We start from the raw sequence: 19,807 nt of genomic DNA, 5'->3' as shown, positions 1-19,807 counted from the left end.
GTTCTCCTGAGTCTGAGATGAGTGGTGGATCAGTGGTTCTCGCGGCTGCGGATCTGATCGGCCAGCGTGTGTGCCTGCTCGCCGATCTCCTCGGCGCGCGCCTCGTCGCCGGCCGCGACGGCTCGCCAGTAGTCGGTCTTGAGACCGACGTAACGCCGCCGCAGCTCGAGGTTCTCGGCCTCGCGGGCGAGGTGAGCGGCGTGCTCGGTGAGCATGTCGATCTGCTCGGCGGCACCGTCGCGACCGAGGCGGCTGTTCGTGACGTACGTCCTCATGTCGTCGATCGAGAGGCCGATCGCGGCCAGGCAGGCGACGCCGGTCAGCTGGTCCAGGTCGGTCTCGTCATAGACCCGGTGCCCGCTGCTGGCGCCGCGACTGACCGGCGAGATCAGCCCGATCGTCTCGTAGTAGCGCAAGGTGCTGGCCGGCAGTCCGGTCAGCGTCGCCACCTCTCGGATCGTGTACGTCCGAGTCGTTGATGCAGTCACGCCAAAGACGCTAAGAACTTCAAGTACTTGAAGTCAAAGGGATGATTTATCGACATGTGTATTTGGCTTGCCGGGCGCCCGCGGCCCGGGCGTACATTGCGATCATGGCCATCCGCACCCATGCCGGCGTCGACAGCTACCTCGACGGTCTGCCGGAGTGGCAGCGCGACATCTGCCGCGATCTGCGCGAGATCATCCACGACGCCGACCCGGAGATCGAGGAGACGATCAAGCGGACGGTCCAGCCCTACTTCGTGCTGCAGGGCAACGTGTGCGCGCTCCTCGCCACCAAGGACCACGTCAACCTGTTCCTCTACGACCCGACCGTCCCCGATCCGGCTGGGATCATCAACCAGGGTCACGGCAACGCCACCGGGCGAGCCATCCAGATCTACCGGGACGACCCGATCGACCGTCCGGCGCTGACCGAGCTGCTGCGCGCCATCGTCGCCAACAACCGGGCCGGTGGCTGGCGCCGCCTGCAGAAGGAATGACCGCGCGACCAGCGCATTTCGCACTCCTGTCGGGTCTGATCAGGCCCAGCGGAAAAGATCCAAACTTCCGCTTGACCTTGACCCAGCGTCAACCCTCGACGCTATTCGACATGAACCCGACACCAGCAATCGAGATCGCCGGACTGACCAAGTCCTACGGCGACGTACACGTCCTCCAGGGCGTCGACATGAGCGTCGAGAAGGGGAGCATCTTCGCCCTCCTCGGCTCCAACGGCGCCGGCAAGACCACGACCGTGAAGGTCCTGACCACGCTGCTCAAGGCGGACGGTGGCCAGGCGACGGTCAACGGCTTCGACGTCGCGACCCAGGCCGACGACGTACGTAGTTCCATCAGCCTCACCGGCCAGTTCGCCGCCGTCGACGAGATCCTGACCGGTCGCGAGAACCTCATCCTGATCGCCAAGCTGCTCCGCCAGAAGAACCCGGGCGCGGTCGCCGACGAGCTCCTCGCCCGGTTCTCGCTCACCGAGGCCGGCAACCGCAAGGTCGCGACGTACTCCGGTGGCATGCGCCGCCGCGTCGACATCGCGATGAGCCTCATCGGCAACCCGTCGGTGATCTTCCTCGACGAGCCGACCACCGGTCTCGACCCGGAGGCCCGGCTCGAGGTCTGGCAGACGGTCAAGGAGCTCGCCGACAGCGGCACGACGGTCCTGCTCACCACGCAGTACCTCGAAGAGGCCGAGCAGCTCGCCGACCGGATCGCGATCCTCCACGAGGGCCGCATCATCGCCAACGGAACCCTCGCCGAGCTCAAGGCGATGTTCCCGCCGGCCAAGCAGGAGTACATCGAGAAACAGCCGTCCCTCGAGGACATCTTCCTCGCCATCACCAGCAAGTCCAACGGCAAGTCCGCCAGCACGAACAACCTCAAGGAGTCACGATGACCACCCGATTCTTCGGCGACACCGCCATCTTGACCGGCCGCTCCCTTCGACACATCGGCCGCAGCCCCGACACCATCGTCACCACCGCGATCACCCCGATCGCCATGATGCTCTTGTTCGTGTACGTCTTCGGCGGTGCGATCGACACCGGGTCCACCGAGAGCTATGTCACCTATCAGCTACCCGGCATCCTGTTGATCACCATCGCCTCCGGCATCGCCTACACCGCCTACCGTCTGTTCCAGGACAAGAACGGCGGCATGTTCGACCGGTTCCAGTCGATGCCGATCGCCCGGTCCGCGGTTCTGTGGGGTCACGTGCTCACCTCGGTGGTCGCGAACATGATCTCGCTGGTCGTGGTGGTGCTCGTCGCCCTGCTGATGGGCTTCCGCACCGGCGCGAGCGTGCTCGACTGGCTCGCGGTCGTCGGCATCCTGGCCCTGTTCACCCTGGCGCTGACCTGGCTCGCGGTGATCCCGGGCCTGACTGCCGGCACGGTCGAGGGAGCCAGCGCGTTCTCCTACCCGCTGATCTTCCTGCCCTTCCTCAGCTCGGCGTTCGTGCCGACCGACACCATGCCCGGCCCGGTGCGAGCCTTCGCCGAGCACCAGCCGGTCACCTCGATCGTCGACTCCATCCGGGCGATCTTCGCCGGTCAGCCGCTGGGCAACGAGCTGTGGATCGCGCTGGCCTGGTGCGTCTGCATCCTGGTCGTCGCGTACGTCCTGGCCACCGCTGCCTACCGTCGCAAGTTCGCCTAAACCACGCGACAAACCCGGGCGTTCCCGCCACTATTCGGGGATGCTCACGATCAGCCAGGTGGCTGCCGCCGCCGGAGTCACCGTCCGGGCAGTGCGTCACTACCACGCCAAAGGGTTGCTACTGGAGCCCGAGCGCGACCACTCGGGCTACCGACGCTACGACGCAGCTGCCGTCGTCGACCTGATCAAGATCCGCATCCTCGCCGACGCCGGCGTCCCGCTCTCCCGTGTCAAGGAGCTGCTGGACGCCGGCGACGACGATTTCAAGAAGGCGGTCGCCGAGATCGACAAGCGCCTCCGTCTCGAGATCCGCGAGCGCCAGGGCCACCGCGAGCGGATCGCCCGGCTCGTCCACGGCGACGGACTGGCCCTCCCGCCCGAGGCGGTCGCCTATCTGGAACGGATGCGGGAGCTCGGCATCCCGCAGCGGATGATCGACGGCGAGCGCGACGCCTGGATCCTCGTCGCGGCCCAGCAGCCGCGGAGCATGGAGGCCTTCATCCGCAGCAAGGTCGGCCAGCTCGACGACCCTTCGGTCGTGGAGACCTACCAGGAGCTGGATGCCATGCTCGACTGGCTGCCCGGTGACCCCCGCCTGGAGGCCATGGCCGACCGGATCGTCTCGCAGCTCGAAGCGATCTCTCCCGAGGACTGGGCCGCGTACGTCGAGGACGACCAGGCCATGCCCACCGAGCTCGTCTCCCTGCTCGACGCCATGTTCGTCGAGCAGGTCCCCGTCGCCCACGACCTCATGCGCCTGGTCGAGAAGCGCGGCTACACCGGCTGGACCAAGCTCGAGCGGATCCAGAAGTAGAGGACGTACGCCGGCTGGTCGAGTCTGCAACTAGAAGGTTGCAGATGGGTCGTCGAAGTGCAACACTGAGGTTGCACTTCCACTACCCGAGGAGGACCCATGGTTCACAGCACCGAAGAGCTCGCCGAGCTCGACAGCATCCGACGCCAGATCGACATCGACGCCAGCGCCGAGAAGGTCTGGTCCCTGATCACCCGCCCCGGGTGGTACGTCAACGACGGCACCGTCCTCGACGACCCGGACACCCGCGTCGAGACCGCCGATGACGGCACCGAGATCGCCGTGGTCACCCACCCGACGATGGGCGAGTTCCGGTTCCGCACGATCGAGCTCGACGAGCCGCGCTACGCCGCGTTCCGCTGGCTCGGCACGCCCTACCGCGACGCCACCGAGGGCACGCTGGTGGAGTTCCGGATCGAGGAGAACCCGGCCGGCGGCGTGACCCTCGAGGTCCTGGAGAGCGGCTTCTCCACCCTGTCCGAGGACCCCGCGGTCTGGCTCAAGGAGCGCGAGGGCAACGACGGCGGCTGGGCCCAGGAGCTCGAAGCGGCCAAGACGTACGTCGAGGCGCGCGCGTGAGCGCGACGCCCACCCTCCCCGAGATGTGCGCGGCGCTGGGCGACCAGACCCGCTGGGACATCCTCACCCGGCTGGGGCAGGAGACCATGTCCGCCTCCGCCCTGGCCCGGGTGCTCCCGGTCAGCCGCCAGGCGATCGTCAAGCACCTCGACGTACTCTCCGAGGCCGGCCTCGTCACTGCCGAGCGCCGCGGCCGCGAGATCGTCTACGCCGCCCTCGGCTCCCGCCTCAACGCCCTCGCCCACGAGCTCGACCGCATCGGCAACGCCTGGGACACCAGGCTCCGCGCCCTCAAGTCCCTCGCCGAGTCAGCGGACGACTGAGGCCGGGGTCTGGCTCCTGGTTGGGCACTCGCGTTCCTTACCCGTGGGTGTAGGTGAACTGCAGGTCGAGAGCGCCCGTCTCGGTCGGCCCGGCGTACACGAAGTAGTACTGCCGCCACGGGTAGGACCAGCTCTTCCTCGACCAGAGCCGATCGAAAGGCACCGGACCGACGTACGTGGACGTGGTGAAGGCATTCGGAGGGAAGCCATACGCGGCCCAGTAGGGGTTCTGGTCGGAGAAAGTCGAGCGGGTCGCCCGCATCTCGACCTCTCCCAGCTGCGTTCCTGGGCTGTAGTCCACGAGCATGACCTGCCCCGGTTGTGCTGCCTCGACGGTGACCTCATGGGTGTCGACGGTCCTGCCGGCCCCGTCGACGGTCGAACCTGTCAGTGACGGTGTCGCCATGGTGACGGGATTGAGCCGGATGCTTCCTGTAGTCGAACACAGGCGTGCCCGGAGCACGATCTCGGCTGTGTTGGCAACCTTGAAGACGGCCGGGTGGTCGCCGTTCATGATCCACTCGAACCCGCTCCAGTCGGACTCGACGCTCGCGTCGCCGGAGCAGTACTGGCCGGCATCGTCGAGGATCTCGAAGCTGAGCAGCTGTCCGGCGGTGACGGGGATCGTGACATTGGCGTTTCGACGGGGAGCCGGCCCGCGGACGTACGGTGTGGTGGCCTCCGGGGACGCGGCTATGTCGAGAGGAGTGCTGGCATAGAACTCGAGCTCAACCGGGACCGTATTCGATACGAAGAGGGTGTAGGTGCCCGCCTTGGTCGAGCGAATCTCGTGACTGTTGGAGGAGTGGCCCGACACCTCCTGGCCGTCGGGGTCGTAGAGCGACTGACTGGGACCCGAATCTCCGTTGCGCGAGACGAGAAGATCGATCCCGGCCGGCACTTCCACGGTCACGATCCCTACGCGACCCGGGCCGTCGAGACTGACCGGCGCGGGAGACCCGTCGAGGACCATGGCGCCTTTCCTGGCCGACAGGACTTGCTCGCCTGGTCTCGTGAACCTGTCTCCTGCATTGGGAGCGAACCGGATCGTGTATCGGCCCGTCTCGTTCAGGTTCCCGATCCGCCGGTAGTAACCGTCCCATCCGGCGACGACGTCGCCGGATGGATCGATAAGCGTTTCCGACGATCGCCTCGGGCCCTGAGGTGTGTATTCGGAGATCGTCGAGCCTGCAGTGCCATCGAACCGGAGGTCGACGACCTGCCCGGGCAGCTCATTCGCCAGGTCCATGGCCGGTGCATCGATCGCGGAGTCGATCACGAGCGGAGTGCTGAGCGTGATATCGACCGACTCGGCGTCCCAGTACGCCGACTTGGTCAGCGTGATGATGTAGTCGCCCGTGAGGGGAGCGACCCGCGTCGTTCCGTGGTCGGACGGACCGAAGGCCGGCACAGTGTTCCCAGAGGGGTCGGTGACGCTCTCCGTCACCACGTACCAGCTGTAATAGGTGAACGTCTGACCCTTCTCGAGCGCGACGACCAGCTGTCGCCGGGTCGCCTCGCTCGGAAACACTACGGGTGTAGTGGTGTTGAGCTCGACGCGAGTGGGACTGCCCTGAGCAACCTCGAACGGCGCTGACGTGGCGGCTCTCCGGAGACCGTCACCGGGGGCGTAGACACGGTACGACAGGGACATGTTCGGCTGGAACGTCATGGAGAAGGTGCCGTCTGCAGCGACGGTGGCTCCAGCGTCGAGAGAGTGCCATCCGTCGGAATAGAGCACCTGCAGGCGTACCCATGCGTCACCGGTCAGACCCGTGGAGTCACCGCGCAGCGACGCGTCGCCGGTCTGAGGAACGAGTGCGGCGAATGCCGTGACGGTCGGAGTCCAGTGCCCGTCGACGACGAACGAGCTGCTCGCCTTCGCGAGCCGGGATCCATAAGCAGGAGCCACGTAGCGGAAACGCTGGCCGTGGCGGCTGGAGAAGCGGTCACGCCAGGTCTGGTCGGACGCGACGCGCACACGACCGTGCAGCGCCCACGTTCCGTCCGAGCGCTGCAGTTCCCGGCGCAGCTCGAAGCCGGCGCTCAACCGTGTCGTTCGACCGTTGGTGCTGGTCGTGACCGCGCCGGTGGAGTAGTCGACGACCTGGTGCTTCACGGTCCCGAGCGTGACCGCGGGACGCCAGGTCACCTTGATGGTCTTGGTCGCGGACACCCTGCCGGGCTGACGCAGCTGAGCCGGCTTCACGACCCGGTACTTCTGATAACCACGCGGAGGAGTGGTGGTGAAGCGGTATCGCCGGGTGTCCACCAGTTTGCGGGACGCCACGACCGCCCAGCTCCCGTCGGTGCGCTGACGCTGAAGACGTACGACGCTGCCCAGGCGCGCGTCGATCGCTCTGCCGGTGAAGGTGACCGCGGAGCCTTCGGGCACGGTCGATGCCGAGGCGTAGATGGTGACCGACAAGGCGGCGTGCGCCGGCGGGCTCACCAGCGCCAGGCCGGTCAGAGCTCCCGCCAGAACAAGCAGGGACGAGGCCAAGCGACGCATTCTGTCTCCCGATGATGAGGCACCCACATGCTGAACATGCCCCCACAGGAGCCCCCGAGACCCGAATTGGACCATGAACTGCCACGGGCGACAACCCACCCGATGGCGAGGCGACCTCTACTCCTGGATCCCGATCGTCGTCCCGCTTGTCGGTGGACTCAGCGGTGCCGGAGCGTACAAGGTGTTGATCACACGCTTCTTGCCCACCGAGGAGGAGGCTGAGGAGACCAGCGACCTGCCTGCCGCCGCCTGACCACCGATCCCGGAAACAGGAACCGAAAGGACCGACATGCCCGACTACGTCGCAGCCATCGACCAAGGCACCACGAGCACCCGCTGCATGATCTTCGACCACGGCGGCAAGGAGGTGGCCCGCCACCAGCTGGAGCACCAGCAGATCCTGCCCAAAGCGGGCTGGGTCGAGCACAACCCGGTGGAGATCTGGGAGCGCACCAGGGCGGTGATCCAGATCGCGCTCGGCAGCAAGGGCCTGACGGACAAGGACATCGCCGCGCTCGGCGTCACCAACCAGCGCGAGACCACCGTGGTGTGGAACAAGAGGACCGGACGGCCCTACTACAACGCGATCGTCTGGCAGGACACCCGCACCGACCGGATCGCCTCCGCCCTCGACAAGGACGAGCGCGGCGACATCATCCGCCGCAAGGCAGGGCTCCCGCCCGCGACGTACTTCGCCGGAGGCAAGATCCAGTGGATCCTGGAGAACGTCGACGGTGTCCGCGAGGCCGCGGAGAACGGCGAGGCCATCTTCGGCACCACCGACACCTGGATCGTCTGGAACCTGACCGGCGGTCCCAGCGGGGGCGTGCACGTCACCGACGTCACCAACGCCAGCCGCACGATGCTGATGGACCTCGAGACCCTCGACTGGGACGACGAGCTGCTCGGATTCTTCGACATCCCGCGCCAGATGCTCCCCGAGATCCGGCCCTCCTCCGATCCCAACGCCTACGGCACCACGCTGGAGAACGGTCCGCTCGGCGGCGAGATCCCGATCACCGGCATCCTCGGGGACCAGCAGGCCGCGATGGTCGGCCAGGTCTGCCTGGACGCCGGCGAGGCCAAGAACACCTACGGCACCGGCAACTTCCTCCTCCTCAACACCGGCCAGGAGCTCGTACGCTCCCAGAACGGTCTCCTCACCACGGTCTGCTACCAGTTCGGCGACCAGCCACCGACGTACGCCCTGGAGGGTTCGATCGCCGTCACCGGCTCCGCGGTGCAGTGGCTGCGCGACCAGCTGCGGGTGATCAGCAACGCCACGCAGGTCGAAGCCCTGGCCAAGGAGGTCGAGGACAACGGCGGGGTCTATTTCGTCCCGGCCTTCTCCGGTCTCTTCGCCCCCTACTGGCGCTCGGATGCGCGCGGCGTGATCGTCGGCCTGTCCCGGTTCAACAACAGCGGCCACATCGCCCGCGCGGCCCTGGAGGCGATCTGCTACCAGAGCCGTGACGTCGCCGAGGCGATGGAGAAGGACTCCGGCGTACGCCTCGAGGTCCTCAAGGTCGACGGCGGCATCACCGCCAACGAGCTGTGCATGCAGATCCAGGCCGACGTCCTCGGCGTCGAGGTCAGCCGCCCGGTCGTCGCCGAGACCACCGCGCTCGGAGCCGCGTACGCCGCCGGGCTCGCCGTCGGTTTCTGGAAGGACACCGACGAGCTCCGCCAGAACTGGAACGAGTCCAAGCGCTGGACGCCGGCCTGGAACGAGGAGCAGCGCGAGACCGGGTACGCCGGCTGGCGGAAGGCCGTCGACCGCACGCTCGACTGGGTCGACGTCGACTGACGGCGTCGTTTCAAAAACGCCCTGTTTGGGGTATGTGCGGGGGAACCCTTCGGACGTACGTTGCGAGAGGGCCTGGCCGGGGCCCGGCTACCGCCTCGACCGGTCCGTTGGCACACCAACGACCGAGGAGGCAGCAATGTTCATCCAGATGATCCAGGGTCCCTGCACCCGGCAGGACGAGGCCCGCCAGTTGCTCGACGAGTGGCGGCGCGACCTGGCGCCGGGCGCGACCGGGTGGCTGGGCGGCACCAACGGATTCACCGACGACGGTCAGCTCATCGGGGTGGTCCGCTTCGAGTCCCGCGAGGCGGCGATGGCCAACTCCAACCGTCCCGAGCAGGGGGAGTGGGCCGCGAAGATGGCCGAGGTCATGGACGGGCCGATGGAGTTCCACGACTGCGACGACGTCACGCTGCTCTTCGACGGCGGCTCCGACGACGCCGGGTTCGTGCAGATCATCCGCGGCCGCGTCGACGACCCGAGCCGGCTCAAGGCGATGATGACGACCGACACCACCCAGCTGCACGAGATGCGCCCCGAGATCCTCGGCGGCACCCTCGCGATCGAGGCGGACGGCAGCTTCATCGAGACCGTCGCGTTCACCAACGAGGCCGACGCCCGTAAGGGCGAGCAGATCGAGCCCCCGGAAGACGTGCGCCGCGAGCTCGACTACGCGATGCAGGGCGCGACGTACTACGACCTCCACCGCCCCTGGTTCGAGAGCGCCTGAGGAGGCCGACGATGTTGACCGAAAGCAGTGTGAGGGCGAACATCCCGGCCGCCGACCTCGGCCGGGCACGCCGTTTCTACGCCGACAAGCTCGGGCTCGAGCCGAGCGAGGAGAGCGAAGGCTGGCTGGTCTACTCGACCGGCGGTGGCACGTCCTTCCACCTCTACGAGACCGAGCAGGCGGGCAAGGCCGGGCACACGATCGCCCAGTTCCACGTGGCCGACGTCCGCAAGGAGACCGAAGACCTGCGCGCCAAGGGGGTCAGTTTCGAGCACTACGAGATGCCCGGACTGACCTGGGACGGTGACGTCGCCGGCATGGGCGAGGCTGGTCACGCAGCCTGGTTCAAGGACAGCGAGGACAACATCCTCTGCATCGACGACGCGGTGCCTGCCTGACGGAAAGCACGGAAGGGCCCGGCTCAGCCGGGTCCTTCACCTGCGCCGACGTGCTGAGCCAGGTAAGCCTGGAGGCCGACGCGATCGATCGCGTCGAGCTGGGACTCGAACCAGTCGGCGTGCTTCTCCTCGTCGCGGACCATCTCCTCGAAGACGGCGGCGGTGCCGTGGTCACCGAGCTGGTGGCACTCCTCGCCGCCGGCGTTGAACTGGGCGACCGCGGCGCGCTCGCTCGCCAGGGCGAGGGAGAGCATCTCCTCGGCGGTCTCGCCGACCTGGATGGCGTTGAGGCGCTGCACGTTGGGATGGCCGTCGAACATCAGGATCCGGTTGATCAGCTCGTCGGCGTCGCGCATCTCGTCGATGGAGAGGTCGTAGAAGACCTTGCCGAGCTTGGGCAGCCCCCAGTTGTCGAGCATCCGAGCATGCAGGAAGTACGTGTTGGTGACCGTGAGCTCGAACGTGAGCGCCTCGTTGAGGAGCTCGACGACGCGTGGATCGACTGGCTGCATGACCTACCTCCGGTAACGGGATCTGTCCCGATACTCGCACGGCACCCCGGGAGTGAGGACAGACTCAGTTTGTGACCGGTTGCGTACGTCAGCTCGCGGCGCCGTCGGCCACGAGGTGCGAGCACTCCTGCTCGAGATGCCGGCTGACCTGCTTCTTCACCGAGAAGATGCACGAGCCGCAGTCCTGAGCGGCTCCCGTCGAGCGGCAGATCGCGCTGACCGTACGCGCCCCGTCGGCCAGCGCGGCATCGACGTCACGGTCCGTGACGACTCGGCACTGGCAGACGATCATGGGTTTAGGTTAGCCGAACCTAATCCCGAAGACGAGCGGGCGTCCCACTTCTTACCTTTCGGTCCTCTCGCGGCCATTCACATTTTGCCGGTCACATTCTCCCGGTATGGTCCAGGTCACACCGTCGCTCCCGGCCCTCGGAGGATCTCTTGCGCATCGCAGTCATCGGCACCGGCTTCGGCGGCCTGGCCGCCACGATCGAGCTCAAGAAGCGCGGCCACGACGACATCGTCGTGTTCGAGAAGGCAGGAGACGTCGGCGGTGTCTGGCGCGAGAACACCTACCCGGGCGCCGCCTGCGACGTACCCTCCAGCCTCTACTCCTACTCCTTCGAGCCCAACCCGCACTGGCCCCACAAGTTCTCCCGCCAGCCCGCGATCCTCGACTACATCCACCGGGTCGTCGACAAGTACGACGTACGCCGCCACATCCGGTTCCACACCGAGGTGACCGCCGCCCGCTGGGACGACGAGTCGAAGACCTGGCGGCTCGAGCTCAGCACGGGGGAGACGGAGACGGTCGACCTGTTCGTACCTGCCGTCGGCCAGCTCTCCCGGCCCTCGGTCCCGAACATCCCCGGCGCCGACACGTTCCAGGGAGAGGCCTTCCACTCCGCCGAGTGGAACCACGACCTGAGCCTCCACGACAAGCGGGTGGCGGTGATCGGCACCGGGGCCAGCGCCATCCAGTTCGTGCCCGAGGTGCGCAAGGACGCAGCGCAGGTGCTCCTCTTCCAGCGCTCGGCGCCCTACATCGTCCCCCGCAAGGACTTCGAGCGCACCGACGCCGCCGGCCCGATCCCGCAGCTCCTCAACCGCGCGAAGATCTGGGTCCAGGCCGAGTGGCTCACCACGTCCTTCCACGTCAAGCCGTTCGGTGCGGTCATGCGCGCCTGGTCCAAGCGCCACATGAAGGCGCAGACCGCGGCGAAGCCGGGGCTCTTCGAGAAGGTCTGGCCGGACTACCCGTTCGGCTGCAAGCGCATCCTCTTCGCCGACGACTACCTGCCGGCCCTCGCCCAGCCCGACGTGGACGTGATCACCGACGACATCGTCGAGATCACCCCGACCGGCGTGACGACCGCCGACGGGCAGCAGCACGAGGTCGACGTGATCATCTGGGGCACCGGGTTCAAGGCCACCGACTTCCTCGCTCCGATGACGATCACCGGCACCCAGGGCCGCGACCTGCACACCCATTGGAAGGACGGCGCCCACGCCTACCACGGCATGACCGTCCCGGGCTTCCCCAACCTGCTGATCATGTACGGCCCCAACACCAACACCGGTGGTGGCTCGATCATCTTCTTCCTGGAGACGCAGGCCCGCTACCTCGGCCGGTACGCCGATCACGTCGCCGACGCCGGCCCGCTCGAGGTGCGGGCGGAGGTCGAGGAGGCCTACGACGCGCGGATCCAGGACAAGCTGGCCGACAGCGTCTGGAGCAAATGCACCTCCTGGTATCGCGAGCGGAACGGCCGCATCACCACCAACTGGCCAAGCATTTCGGCCCATTACCGCCGCAGCGCCAGCTACGACAAGGCCGACTACACGCCGGCCTGAAACGATCTGATAGGCCATTGTGACCAACCTGTGCATTCCCTTATTCGTGTCTGAGGCCACATACTCGAAGGGATGACTACCTCAACCCCCCGGCGGCGACACTTCGCCGCGAGTCCTTTCAAGGCAGATCCCGAGCCGGTCATTGAGCAGTTCGAGTCAGGGGACCTGGTTTCCCACGACTCCTTCGGCCTGGGTCGGGTCGTCAACAAAGAAACGGCCGCAGTCACTGTCGACTTCGGTCCCCGACTGGTGCGTATCGCCAGCCCCTTCCCCAAGCTTTCCAAGCTCTGACAACCGTCTGAGCTGCACGAGAATCGCCCTCCCCGAGCACTGCTCGGAGAGGGCGATCTCGTTTTCGGGGCCTACTTCCTCTTCACCGGATAGGCCGCGTCCACCTCCACCTCGACGAGCCATCCGTCGACGGGCAGGTTCTCGATCTCGAGCGCGAACCGCGACGGCCGGGCGGGGTTGACGACCATCGGAGCCGCCGGCGCAGCTGTGCCCAGCGGCACCGGGATCGCCTCGCCGGTCGAGACCGATGTGTTCGCGAAGAACTGCCGATAGGCCCGGTTCCAGCCCGCGAAGTCCATCTTCGCCTCGCCCGCGGGGTTCTGCAGGAAGACGCGCATCGTGATCACGTCGTCGTAGGAGAGACCGGCCGCCTCGAGGTTCTCCCCGATCCGGCGCAGCACGTTGATCCCCTGGGCCTCGGTGATGGTCACGCCCGGCGGCAGCTCGCCACCCGGGAACACCGCGGTGTCGATGTAGGCCGCCTCGCCGCTCGCCCCGGTGTTGAGCCGCGACGGACCGAGCCCGCTGGTCTTGTAGATCGCGGCCTCCGGCCCGATCGCGACGCCGTTGGCGATCGACGGGTTGTCCTGCCCCGCGGGCAGCACCGAGATCGTCTCCCCACCTCGCGGCGGGAAGTCGGACCATCTGCTCCCAGCGACCGCCGCCGTCGGAGCGACCAGCGCCGCGGTCAACCCGACCACAGCCAGCACCTTCGTACGCGGCGACATCATGCCGTCACCCGCGCGTGCAGCTTCTCGACGGCTGCCCGGGCGGCAGTGATCGCGCCGTGCTGCCACGCCACGGAGTGGCTGAGGTGGTCACCGGCGAAATACGTGTTGCCGGTGGCGTCCAGCAGCCGTGTGTAGAGCGGATCGGTGTCGGCCGTCGTCGAGTAGGCCCAGGCTCCCTCGGAGAACTTCTGCGTCTTCCAGTCCTGGCTGTAGGAGGCGGTGATGCCCTCGCCGTAGACGTCCCCGAAGATCTGCTTGCCCATGTCCACCGCCCGCGAGAGCCGCTGGGCGGGGCTGAGCACGCCGTAGGTGTCGGCCGCACTACCGGTGTTGTAGTAGCCGATCATCGTGCCCTTGTCCCCGTTGAACCCGTACGACGGATGCCACATGTTGCGCAGGTCGAGGCGGGTGTTGGTGATGCCGCCGTAGATCCGGAAGTCCTCCTCCCACCAGCGCCGGTCGTACTCGATCCCGATCTTGCCGGCGTTCGAGGGCCCGAAGGACTTCAGGCTCGCGGTGATGTCGGCGCCGAGGTTGTGCTGGACCTTGGCCGCGATGTTCGGCGGCATGCAGTTGATCGCGAAGTCCGCCTTGATGGTCTCGGTCCTCCCGCGAGCCTTGTAGGAGACGGAGACGCCGGTCGAGGTGTTGTTCCACTCGACGACCTCGGCGCCGTAGCGGATGTTCCGCGCCCCGACGGCCTGGGCGAAGGCGTTCGGAATCGCGTCCATGCCACCGACCGGCTGATACATCATCATCGCCTGGTCGTAGCCGAACTCGAAGGAGAAGTACTGACCCAGCCCGGCGGCGAGGACAGCACTCATGGAGTTCGGGGCGACCTCGGTGCCCGACTCCTGCCCGGCCCCGGGCTCGACCGTGTAGCCCGCGCGGCTGGAGCCGGTGTAGGCGTACCCCTCCGCCTTGGAGCCGAGATCGCCGAAGTTCCTCAGGAAGGCGATCAGCGCCTCCTTGTCGGCGGCCGTCAGCTCCTCGTCCAGGGCGCCCTTGTCGGTCGCCTTCGCGAGCAGCTCGGAGACATAGCCGTACGTGTCCGCCTTCGCCTGACGCATCTGCACCGCGCCGATGCCGTGGTCGCCGGGGTAATAGAGCAGTGCGTTGGCGTTCTGGTTGGTGAACGCCTCGATCGGGACGCCCAGCTCCTTGCAGTAGTCGAGCGTGATGTGGCTCTGCGGCAGGCGCCCGGGCCCGGCGTTCATGTACTGACCCTTGGAGAACCCGGCCACCTGCGTGACCCCGTTCAGATCGGTCACCCGGGTCCCGCCGCGCACGGTGAAGTTGCGACCGCCCGGCCGCTCGCGCCCCTCGAGCACGGTGACCTTGTAGCCACCCTTGAGCAGCTCGTACGCAGCGGTGAGCCCGGCGATGCCGCCGCCGAGGATCACGACCGACTTGCTGCCGGCCCGGGCGAGATCGGAAGGCTTGGGAGGAGTGAAGCTGGGGGTCTCCGCGGCGTGAGCCGAGGTGAGCCCGAGAGCACCCATGCTGTGCAACATGACTCCCGCGCCGCCGGCGAGGCCGACGTTGCGCAAGAAGTTCCGACGTGACTGAGTCTGAGTCATGTGGGGGTATCCAATCTGTTGGGGACGCCCCGAAACGTAGGAAGCCTTTGTTGCATCGTGATTGCGTTTGCGTCTCACTGGAATGCGCATTCCTGAACTGGCGAGTAGTCCTAGGATCGACCCGTGACCGTCACCATCCGCGATGCAGCGCCCGCCGACGTACCCGAGATCCTCCGCCTCGTCCACGCCCTGGCCGTCTACGAGAAGGAGCCCGACGCCGTCGAGGCGACGGAGACGGACTTCACCGCGGCGCTCTTCCCCGAGTCCGGCACCCCGACCACCCGCTGCCTCATCGCCGAGCTCGACGGCACGGTCATCGGCATGGCGGTCTGGTACGTCACCTTCTCCACCTGGACCGGCCGCAACGGCATCTGGCTCGAGGACCTCTTCGTCGACCCGGCGCACCGCGGCGCCGGCGCAGGCAAGGCGCTCCTCGTACGCCTCGCCGAGATCTGCGTCGAGAACGACTGGCGCCGCCTCGAGTGGTGGGTGCTGACATGGAACGAACCGTCGATCGCCTTCTACCGCTCTCTCGGCTCGGTCCCGCAGGACGAGTGGGAGGTCCACCGCATCGACGGCGCCGCGCTGAAGGAGCTGGGCGCCGCCGGCGGTAGCTGACCCTCAGGCCCGAACTCAGGCCCCGTACGCAGCGGCGAACCGCCGAGCCCACTCCCCGAAACCGCGGGCCGGCCTGCCCAGCACTTCCTCGACGTGCGGGCTGACCGCCTGCTCGTCGGCGGTCGCGTGCCCGAGGATGGCGAGCGTCCCCTCGACGACGGCCGGCGGCATGAACTCCAACATCTGGCTCCGGGCCTCCTCCGGGGTCAGCTCGACGAACTCCAGCGGACGCCCGATCGCCGAGGCGATCTCCTCGACCCGATCCCGCGGCGTGGTCGCGGCAGGACCGGTGATTTCGTACGTCCGCCCCGCGTGACCGTCCTCGGTCAGGGTCGCCGCGGCGACCTCGGCGATGTCGAGAGGGTCGACCACGGGAAGCGCGACATCTCCGTACGGTGCGTGCACGGCGTTCATCTCCTTGATCATCGGCACCCAGGCGAGCGCATTGCTCGCGAAGCCGCCGGGGCGCAGGATCGTCCACTCCATCGCCGAGCCCCGCACCGCCTCCTCGAGGTCGGCGAGCGGTGCGTGCGACGGAGTCCCAGGCCGGGTGCCGACCGCCTGCGAGGACAACAGGACCACGCGACGTACGCCTGCCGCCTCGGCATGCTTCATCAGTGCCGGCCCGTCGACATGCGCGCCGGCGCCGCTGACGATCAGGAACAGCGCGTCGGCGCCGGCCAGCGCCGGCGCCAGGGTCGTGACGTCGGAGAGGTCAGCCACCGCGGTGGCGACTCCCGCCCGGGTCGGCAGCGGTGCCGACATCCCGCGCGAGACGGCGGTGACGGTGTGCCCGGCGTCGGCCAGCAGCTCGACGAGCGGTTGTCCGACATTCCCCGTCGCTCCGGTGATGACGATCATCGAGGTCTCCATTCATAGGTCGTGGATCTGGGTTCGGAACGACGTTAGATCCCTCGATACAGTGGGTTCCCCAAGGTAAGTATTGGAGCGATATGACCTGGCGTCCGAGCACTGACGAGCCGGTGGCGGCCTGTCCGATCACCCCGGCGGTGGAGCTGATCTTCAGCCGATGGACCACCCCGATCCTGTGGACGCTGCACGAGTTCGGCACCCAGCGCTTCGTAGAGCTGGAGCGCCGCCTCGGCACGATCTCCTCGAAGGTGCTGACCCAGCGCCTGCGCCAGCTCGAGCGCGACGGTCTCGTCGAGCGCCGCTACCACGCCGAGGTGCCACCCCGGGTGGAGTACGACATCACCGACCTCGGCCGCAGCCTGCAGCCGGTCTTCGCGGCCGTCGGCAACTGGTCGGAGGCGAACATGCCAGCCGTGGAGACGGCGCGGCAGGCCTACACCGGTCCGCTACCCCGCTGAGGCCGGCTCCGGCGCAGCCCCCGGCCCGGGCAGCACGTCGATGTCGTCGGCATGCATCGGCTCGCCGCAGTGCGAGCACCGCAGATCGACCCGCCCGATCTCGCCGCACGCGTGATGCCGATAGAGCACCGGCGGCCCGGCCTCGCCCGCGAGCCACTTGTCACCCCAGCCGACCATGACCATCAGCACGTCGACGAGCTCGCGCCCCTTCTCCGTCAGCACGTACTCATAGCGCGGCCGGTTGTCGTACGCCTGCTTCTCCACCACCCCGTGCTCGACCAGATGCCCGAGCCGCTCGGTGAGCACCTTCCGAGAGATCCCGAGATCCGCCTGGATCTGATCGAAGCGGTTCATACCCACCCAGATGTCGCGCAGCACGAGAGGCGACCACGGCTCCCCGATCACGTCGAGCGTCCTCGCGATCGAGCAGGCCATGTCACCGAAGTTCGTACGTTGCATGACCCGAATCTACCATTTGGGGTTCCCTGAAGGAACTCAGAGTGTTACGGTCACAGAGTCTCTTCAGGAAACTCCGACCCTCAGGGAGCGATCATGAGCAAGGTCCTCGCAGCACTGTCGGTCTCCGTCGACGGCTTCATCACCGGCCGTGCTCCCGGCCCGGGGCGCGGCCTGGGGGACGGCGGCGTCCTCTTCGACTGGTACTTCGACGGCGACACCCCCAGCCAGGTCTTCGACGGCTTCAAGCTCTCCGAGCCGAGCGCCCGCGTCTTCGACGCCCTAGCCGTACGCGACGGGGTCAGCCTCGCCGGCCGCAACACCTACGACGACTCCGGTTGGGACGACGGAGGAGCGCCGCATCCCACCGCTCCTCTGGTCGTCCTCTCCCATCGTCCCGCTCCCGCGATCCACGACCGCCAGACCTTCGCCACCACCATCGACGACGCGATCGCCCTCGCCAAGGAGCAGGCCGGCGGCAAGGACGTCGGACTCATGGGCGGCGGTGTCGTGACGGAAGCACTGAGGGCCGGCCTGGTCGACGAGATCGTCCTCCACCAGGTCCCGGTGCTCCTCGGCGCCGGCCGCCGCTTCTTCAACGAGCTCCCTGAGCACATCTCGCTCGAGATCGTCGACGTCGTCCCCGCACCGGGCGTCACCCACCTCCACTACCGCGTCATCCGCTGACCACCGAAGCAAGGAGAAGACCGATGATCAACCCCGACGTACGCCCCTTCCTCGAGGGAACCGCCCTGGCGCATGTCGCCACGATCGGACCCGACGGCGCCCCGCGCACCTCCCCGGTCTGGATCGGAACCCACGGCGACCACGTCGTCTTCCTCACCGGCAACCGTGGCCGCAAGTACCGCAACCTCCACACCGACCCGCGCATCGCACTCTCCCTGGCGCCGCAGGAGAACGACTTCATGCCGGTCATCCTCCGGGGCCGCGTCGTCGGCTGGGTCGAGGACGAGACCCGCTGGGAGATCATCGACGAGCTCGCCACCCGATACACCGGCGCGCCCTACCCCCGCGAGGTCGATGCGTACGGAGACCGTGCCGTCGCCCTGATCGACCTCGACTACCAGCACATCGGCGTCGGCTGAGCCCGTTGCAGGATCACTTCTCCCCGAGCACGGTCGCCACCAAACCCTCGACCTCATCCGTACGCAGCGGCACCGAGGTCATCAGCCGCCGATAGAACACCGCCCCCGCCAGCGCCTCCGCCGCCCGCTCCGGATCCCCAACATCGTGCCCCGAGTCCCGCAGCCTGGTGAGTGCATCGACCAGCCGCGTACGGCGCTGCGCGCTGTAGCGGTGGTGCAGCTCCCGCAGGCCCGGGTCGCGCTCTGCGCCGTCGAGCACGGCGGGGAGACAGTCGGACATCAGCGACGACTGCATGGCGGAGGCGAGGTGGGCGACGATCGCCACCACATCGGCGCGCGGGTCCTGTCCGCCGGCTTCCGGGCGTGGCTGCACGTTGAGCGTCTCCATGGCCGCGGCGACCAGGCTGAGCCGGTCGTGCCCCAGTCGATAGATCGTGCTCCGGGCGACGCCGGCACGGGTCGCCACCCCGTCGATGCTGAATCCGCCGTATCCCCGCTCGGCGAGCTCCGCGAGCGCCGCTTCGAGCACTCTTTCCCGGCTGCGCACCACTCGGGGGTCCGTACGCCCTTGACGAGAAGCCATGCCCGGAGCCTACTATGCAACAGTAGTGTTGCAGAAAGGAGAGACAGATGATTCCCGGATTCCGCTACATCGTCGACGACATCACTGCCGCCGTCGCCTTCTACCGCGAGCTCGGGTTCGAGGACGTCGGTCCGAGAGCCGGCGGCTTCGCGATGCTCGAGGGCCACGGCCTGCGCCTGATGCTGAACACCCCCGGTGCCGGAGGCGCCGGGCAGGCCGCCGACGACGGCAAGGTTCCGAGCCCCGGTGGCTGGAGCCGTATCCAGCTCGAGGTGCCCGATGTCGACCAGGAGCTCCGGCGCCTGAGCGAAGCCGGCGCTCGCGTACGCACCAGCCGCATCGATGGCCGGGGCGGAGCCCAGGCCGTGATCGAAGACCCGGCCGGCAACCCGGTCGAGCTCTTCGCCCCCGCCTGACCGGCGGGTCACGAGGCCCCTGGCGCCGGGTGGAGCAAACGGCCCATGGGCCTTGTCTCGGGGGTCTAGAGTGAGGCCCAGAACATCGCACGAAAAAAGTTGCCCTGGCGATTTGAAACGGCGCCAGGGTGTGTGTAGTGTTCTCCGAGTCGCCAGGGTGCGGCGGGAAGCAAGCGCGAGTCTTCGTGCGGGCTTCCGGCCCCGGAGCGGCCACCTCCACTCTTTCGAGCATCGCTCGATTCCAGGGTGTTCTGGCAGCGGGTCTCAGGATCTGCCGAAGAACTCAAGATCTGATTCACATCAGATCGTCATGGCTGTGTAGGTGTGGATATTGCTTTTATCCGAATCCGGTGTGAATTCGCCGAATTGGACAACAAAGCGAGATCCGATAAAGTCCTCCAGGACGAGGCAGAAACACAACTGCTAAACCAGGGAAAGCGCGGAACGCGCCGAATTGGGAAAGCGAAAGTGAGTCTGCTAAAGTCTGAAAGGCAAGGAGCCGATAAAGGTTCTGG

Annotated in this window: 25 protein-coding genes; 16 read left to right on the top strand and 9 right to left on the bottom strand. The window is 67.3% G+C overall.

From position 1 onward, the window contains the following. Positions 1-29 precede the first annotated feature (29 nt). Positions 30-488: a MerR family transcriptional regulator gene (locus ABZY89_RS25695; RefSeq protein WP_355231797.1), complete on the bottom strand. Its 459-nt coding sequence runs from the start codon at positions 486-488 to the stop codon at positions 30-32. Between the two features lie 104 nt (positions 489-592). Between ABZY89_RS25695 and ABZY89_RS25690 the strand changes: the two genes are divergently transcribed. The 6 genes from ABZY89_RS25690 to ABZY89_RS25665 all read left to right on the top strand — a co-directional run bounded on the left by ABZY89_RS25690 (position 593) and on the right by ABZY89_RS25665 (position 4,367). Further along, the gene (locus ABZY89_RS25690; RefSeq protein ID WP_355231795.1) at positions 593-982 is read left to right on the top strand and encodes a DUF1801 domain-containing protein; all 390 of its coding nucleotides are present in this window, start codon (positions 593-595) and stop codon (positions 980-982) included. Between the two features lie 110 nt (positions 983-1,092). After that, positions 1,093-1,890, top strand: a complete 798-nt coding sequence (locus tag ABZY89_RS25685) for an ATP-binding cassette domain-containing protein (protein WP_355231793.1) — start codon at positions 1,093-1,095, stop codon at positions 1,888-1,890. Continuing rightward, positions 1,887-2,651: an ABC transporter permease gene (locus tag ABZY89_RS25680; protein ID WP_355231791.1), complete on the top strand. Its 765-nt coding sequence runs from the start codon at positions 1,887-1,889 to the stop codon at positions 2,649-2,651. The genes ABZY89_RS25685 and ABZY89_RS25680 overlap by 4 nt, the downstream gene beginning before the upstream one ends. Before the next feature lie 40 nt (positions 2,652-2,691). Continuing rightward, positions 2,692-3,465 (top strand): MerR family transcriptional regulator, encoded by a 774-nt coding sequence (locus tag ABZY89_RS25675; RefSeq protein WP_355231789.1) that lies wholly within the window; start codon positions 2,692-2,694, stop codon positions 3,463-3,465. A 99-nt stretch (positions 3,466-3,564) separates the two neighbouring features. Beyond that, positions 3,565-4,044 carry an SRPBCC domain-containing protein gene (locus tag ABZY89_RS25670; protein WP_350665473.1) on the top strand — a complete coding sequence of 160 codons (480 nt, stop codon included), beginning with the start codon at positions 3,565-3,567 and terminating at the stop codon, positions 4,042-4,044. Next, entirely contained in the window at positions 4,041-4,367 is a 327-nt protein-coding gene (locus tag ABZY89_RS25665; RefSeq protein WP_355231787.1) for a metalloregulator ArsR/SmtB family transcription factor, read from the top strand. Before ABZY89_RS25670 ends, ABZY89_RS25665 begins: the two co-directional genes overlap by 4 nt. 37 nt (positions 4,368-4,404) lie before the next feature. On the opposite strand, the gene ABZY89_RS25660 is transcribed toward ABZY89_RS25665, so the two are convergent. Further along, complete coding sequence (locus ABZY89_RS25660) at positions 4,405-6,870, bottom strand: hypothetical protein (protein WP_355231786.1); 2,466 nt, start codon at positions 6,868-6,870, stop codon at positions 4,405-4,407. An 82-nt stretch (positions 6,871-6,952) separates the two neighbouring features. Here ABZY89_RS25660 and ABZY89_RS25655 point away from each other — a divergent pair, with 82 nt between their 5' ends. From ABZY89_RS25655 to ABZY89_RS25640, 4 genes are all read left to right on the top strand, one after another. Continuing rightward, on the top strand, positions 6,953-7,132 hold the full coding sequence (locus ABZY89_RS25655) for a hypothetical protein (protein WP_355231784.1): 180 nt from the start codon (positions 6,953-6,955) through the stop codon (positions 7,130-7,132). Positions 7,133-7,168: 36 nt separating this feature from the next. Next, a complete protein-coding gene (glpK, locus tag ABZY89_RS25650) occupies positions 7,169-8,686 on the top strand; it encodes a glycerol kinase GlpK (RefSeq protein ID WP_355231782.1) in 1,518 nt (505 codons plus the stop codon). Positions 8,687-8,822: 136 nt separating this feature from the next. Beyond that, positions 8,823-9,416, top strand: coding sequence for a hypothetical protein (locus ABZY89_RS25645; protein ID WP_355231780.1), 594 nt, complete (start codon positions 8,823-8,825; stop codon positions 9,414-9,416). 11 nt (positions 9,417-9,427) lie between these two features. Then, entirely contained in the window at positions 9,428-9,814 is a 387-nt protein-coding gene (locus ABZY89_RS25640; RefSeq protein ID WP_355231778.1) for a VOC family protein, read from the top strand. Between the two features lie 23 nt (positions 9,815-9,837). On the opposite strand, the gene bfr is transcribed toward ABZY89_RS25640, so the two are convergent. Together bfr and ABZY89_RS25630 are read right to left on the bottom strand one after the other, a co-directional pair. Continuing rightward, the gene (bfr, locus tag ABZY89_RS25635) at positions 9,838-10,326 is read right to left on the bottom strand and encodes a bacterioferritin (protein WP_355020442.1); all 489 of its coding nucleotides are present in this window, start codon (positions 10,324-10,326) and stop codon (positions 9,838-9,840) included. Positions 10,327-10,414: 88 nt separating this feature from the next. Further along, the gene (locus ABZY89_RS25630) at positions 10,415-10,618 is read right to left on the bottom strand and encodes a (2Fe-2S)-binding protein (protein WP_350665493.1); all 204 of its coding nucleotides are present in this window, start codon (positions 10,616-10,618) and stop codon (positions 10,415-10,417) included. Positions 10,619-10,767: 149 nt separating this feature from the next. Between ABZY89_RS25630 and ABZY89_RS25625 the strand changes: the two genes are divergently transcribed. Beyond that, positions 10,768-12,180: an NAD(P)/FAD-dependent oxidoreductase gene (locus ABZY89_RS25625; RefSeq protein ID WP_355231776.1), complete on the top strand. Its 1,413-nt coding sequence runs from the start codon at positions 10,768-10,770 to the stop codon at positions 12,178-12,180. A 362-nt stretch (positions 12,181-12,542) separates the two neighbouring features. On the opposite strand, the gene ABZY89_RS25620 is transcribed toward ABZY89_RS25625, so the two are convergent. After that, positions 12,543-13,199, bottom strand: a complete 657-nt coding sequence (locus ABZY89_RS25620) for a Rid family hydrolase (RefSeq protein WP_355231774.1) — start codon at positions 13,197-13,199, stop codon at positions 12,543-12,545. Continuing rightward, positions 13,199-14,782, bottom strand: a complete 1,584-nt coding sequence (locus tag ABZY89_RS25615; protein WP_355231772.1) for an FAD-dependent oxidoreductase — start codon at positions 14,780-14,782, stop codon at positions 13,199-13,201. The genes ABZY89_RS25620 and ABZY89_RS25615 overlap by 1 nt, the downstream gene beginning before the upstream one ends. A 123-nt stretch (positions 14,783-14,905) precedes the next feature. Between ABZY89_RS25615 and ABZY89_RS25610 the strand changes: the two genes are divergently transcribed. After that, a complete protein-coding gene (locus ABZY89_RS25610; protein ID WP_355231771.1) occupies positions 14,906-15,400 on the top strand; it encodes a GNAT family N-acetyltransferase in 495 nt (164 codons plus the stop codon). A gap of 15 nt (positions 15,401-15,415) precedes the next feature. Here the strand turns inward: ABZY89_RS25610 and ABZY89_RS25605 are convergent, their stop codons facing one another. After that, complete coding sequence (locus ABZY89_RS25605; protein ID WP_355231769.1) at positions 15,416-16,261, bottom strand: NAD(P)H-binding protein; 846 nt, start codon at positions 16,259-16,261, stop codon at positions 15,416-15,418. Positions 16,262-16,353: 92 nt separating this feature from the next. Between ABZY89_RS25605 and ABZY89_RS25600 the strand changes: the two genes are divergently transcribed. Further along, positions 16,354-16,731: a helix-turn-helix domain-containing protein gene (locus tag ABZY89_RS25600; RefSeq protein WP_350717688.1), complete on the top strand. Its 378-nt coding sequence runs from the start codon at positions 16,354-16,356 to the stop codon at positions 16,729-16,731. On the opposite strand, the gene ABZY89_RS25595 is transcribed toward ABZY89_RS25600, so the two are convergent. Beyond that, complete coding sequence (locus tag ABZY89_RS25595; protein WP_355231767.1) at positions 16,720-17,190, bottom strand: helix-turn-helix domain-containing protein; 471 nt, start codon at positions 17,188-17,190, stop codon at positions 16,720-16,722. The genes ABZY89_RS25600 and ABZY89_RS25595 overlap by 12 nt on opposite strands. Positions 17,191-17,283: 93 nt before the next feature. On the opposite strand from ABZY89_RS25595, the gene ABZY89_RS25590 reads away from it, so the two are divergent. Beyond that, on the top strand, positions 17,284-17,874 hold the full coding sequence (locus ABZY89_RS25590; protein ID WP_355231765.1) for a dihydrofolate reductase family protein: 591 nt from the start codon (positions 17,284-17,286) through the stop codon (positions 17,872-17,874). A gap of 23 nt (positions 17,875-17,897) precedes the next feature. Next, positions 17,898-18,293 carry a TIGR03618 family F420-dependent PPOX class oxidoreductase gene (locus ABZY89_RS25585; protein ID WP_355231764.1) on the top strand — a complete coding sequence of 132 codons (396 nt, stop codon included), beginning with the start codon at positions 17,898-17,900 and terminating at the stop codon, positions 18,291-18,293. Between the two features lie 13 nt (positions 18,294-18,306). Here ABZY89_RS25585 and ABZY89_RS25580 read toward each other — a convergent pair whose 3' ends face one another. After that, positions 18,307-18,876 carry a TetR-like C-terminal domain-containing protein gene (locus tag ABZY89_RS25580; protein WP_355231762.1) on the bottom strand — a complete coding sequence of 190 codons (570 nt, stop codon included), beginning with the start codon at positions 18,874-18,876 and terminating at the stop codon, positions 18,307-18,309. Positions 18,877-18,923: 47 nt separating this feature from the next. On the opposite strand from ABZY89_RS25580, the gene ABZY89_RS25575 reads away from it, so the two are divergent. After that, positions 18,924-19,292, top strand: coding sequence for a VOC family protein (locus ABZY89_RS25575; protein ID WP_355231760.1), 369 nt, complete (start codon positions 18,924-18,926; stop codon positions 19,290-19,292). The last annotated feature ends 515 nt before the right edge of the window (positions 19,293-19,807 follow it).

This window comes from Nocardioides sp. NPDC006303, from assembly GCF_040613175.1.
Classification (GTDB): domain Bacteria; phylum Actinomycetota; class Actinomycetes; order Propionibacteriales; family Nocardioidaceae; genus Nocardioides.
The sequence above is the reverse complement of the archived record's forward strand: the minus strand, read 5'-3'. Positions and strand labels throughout refer to the sequence as shown.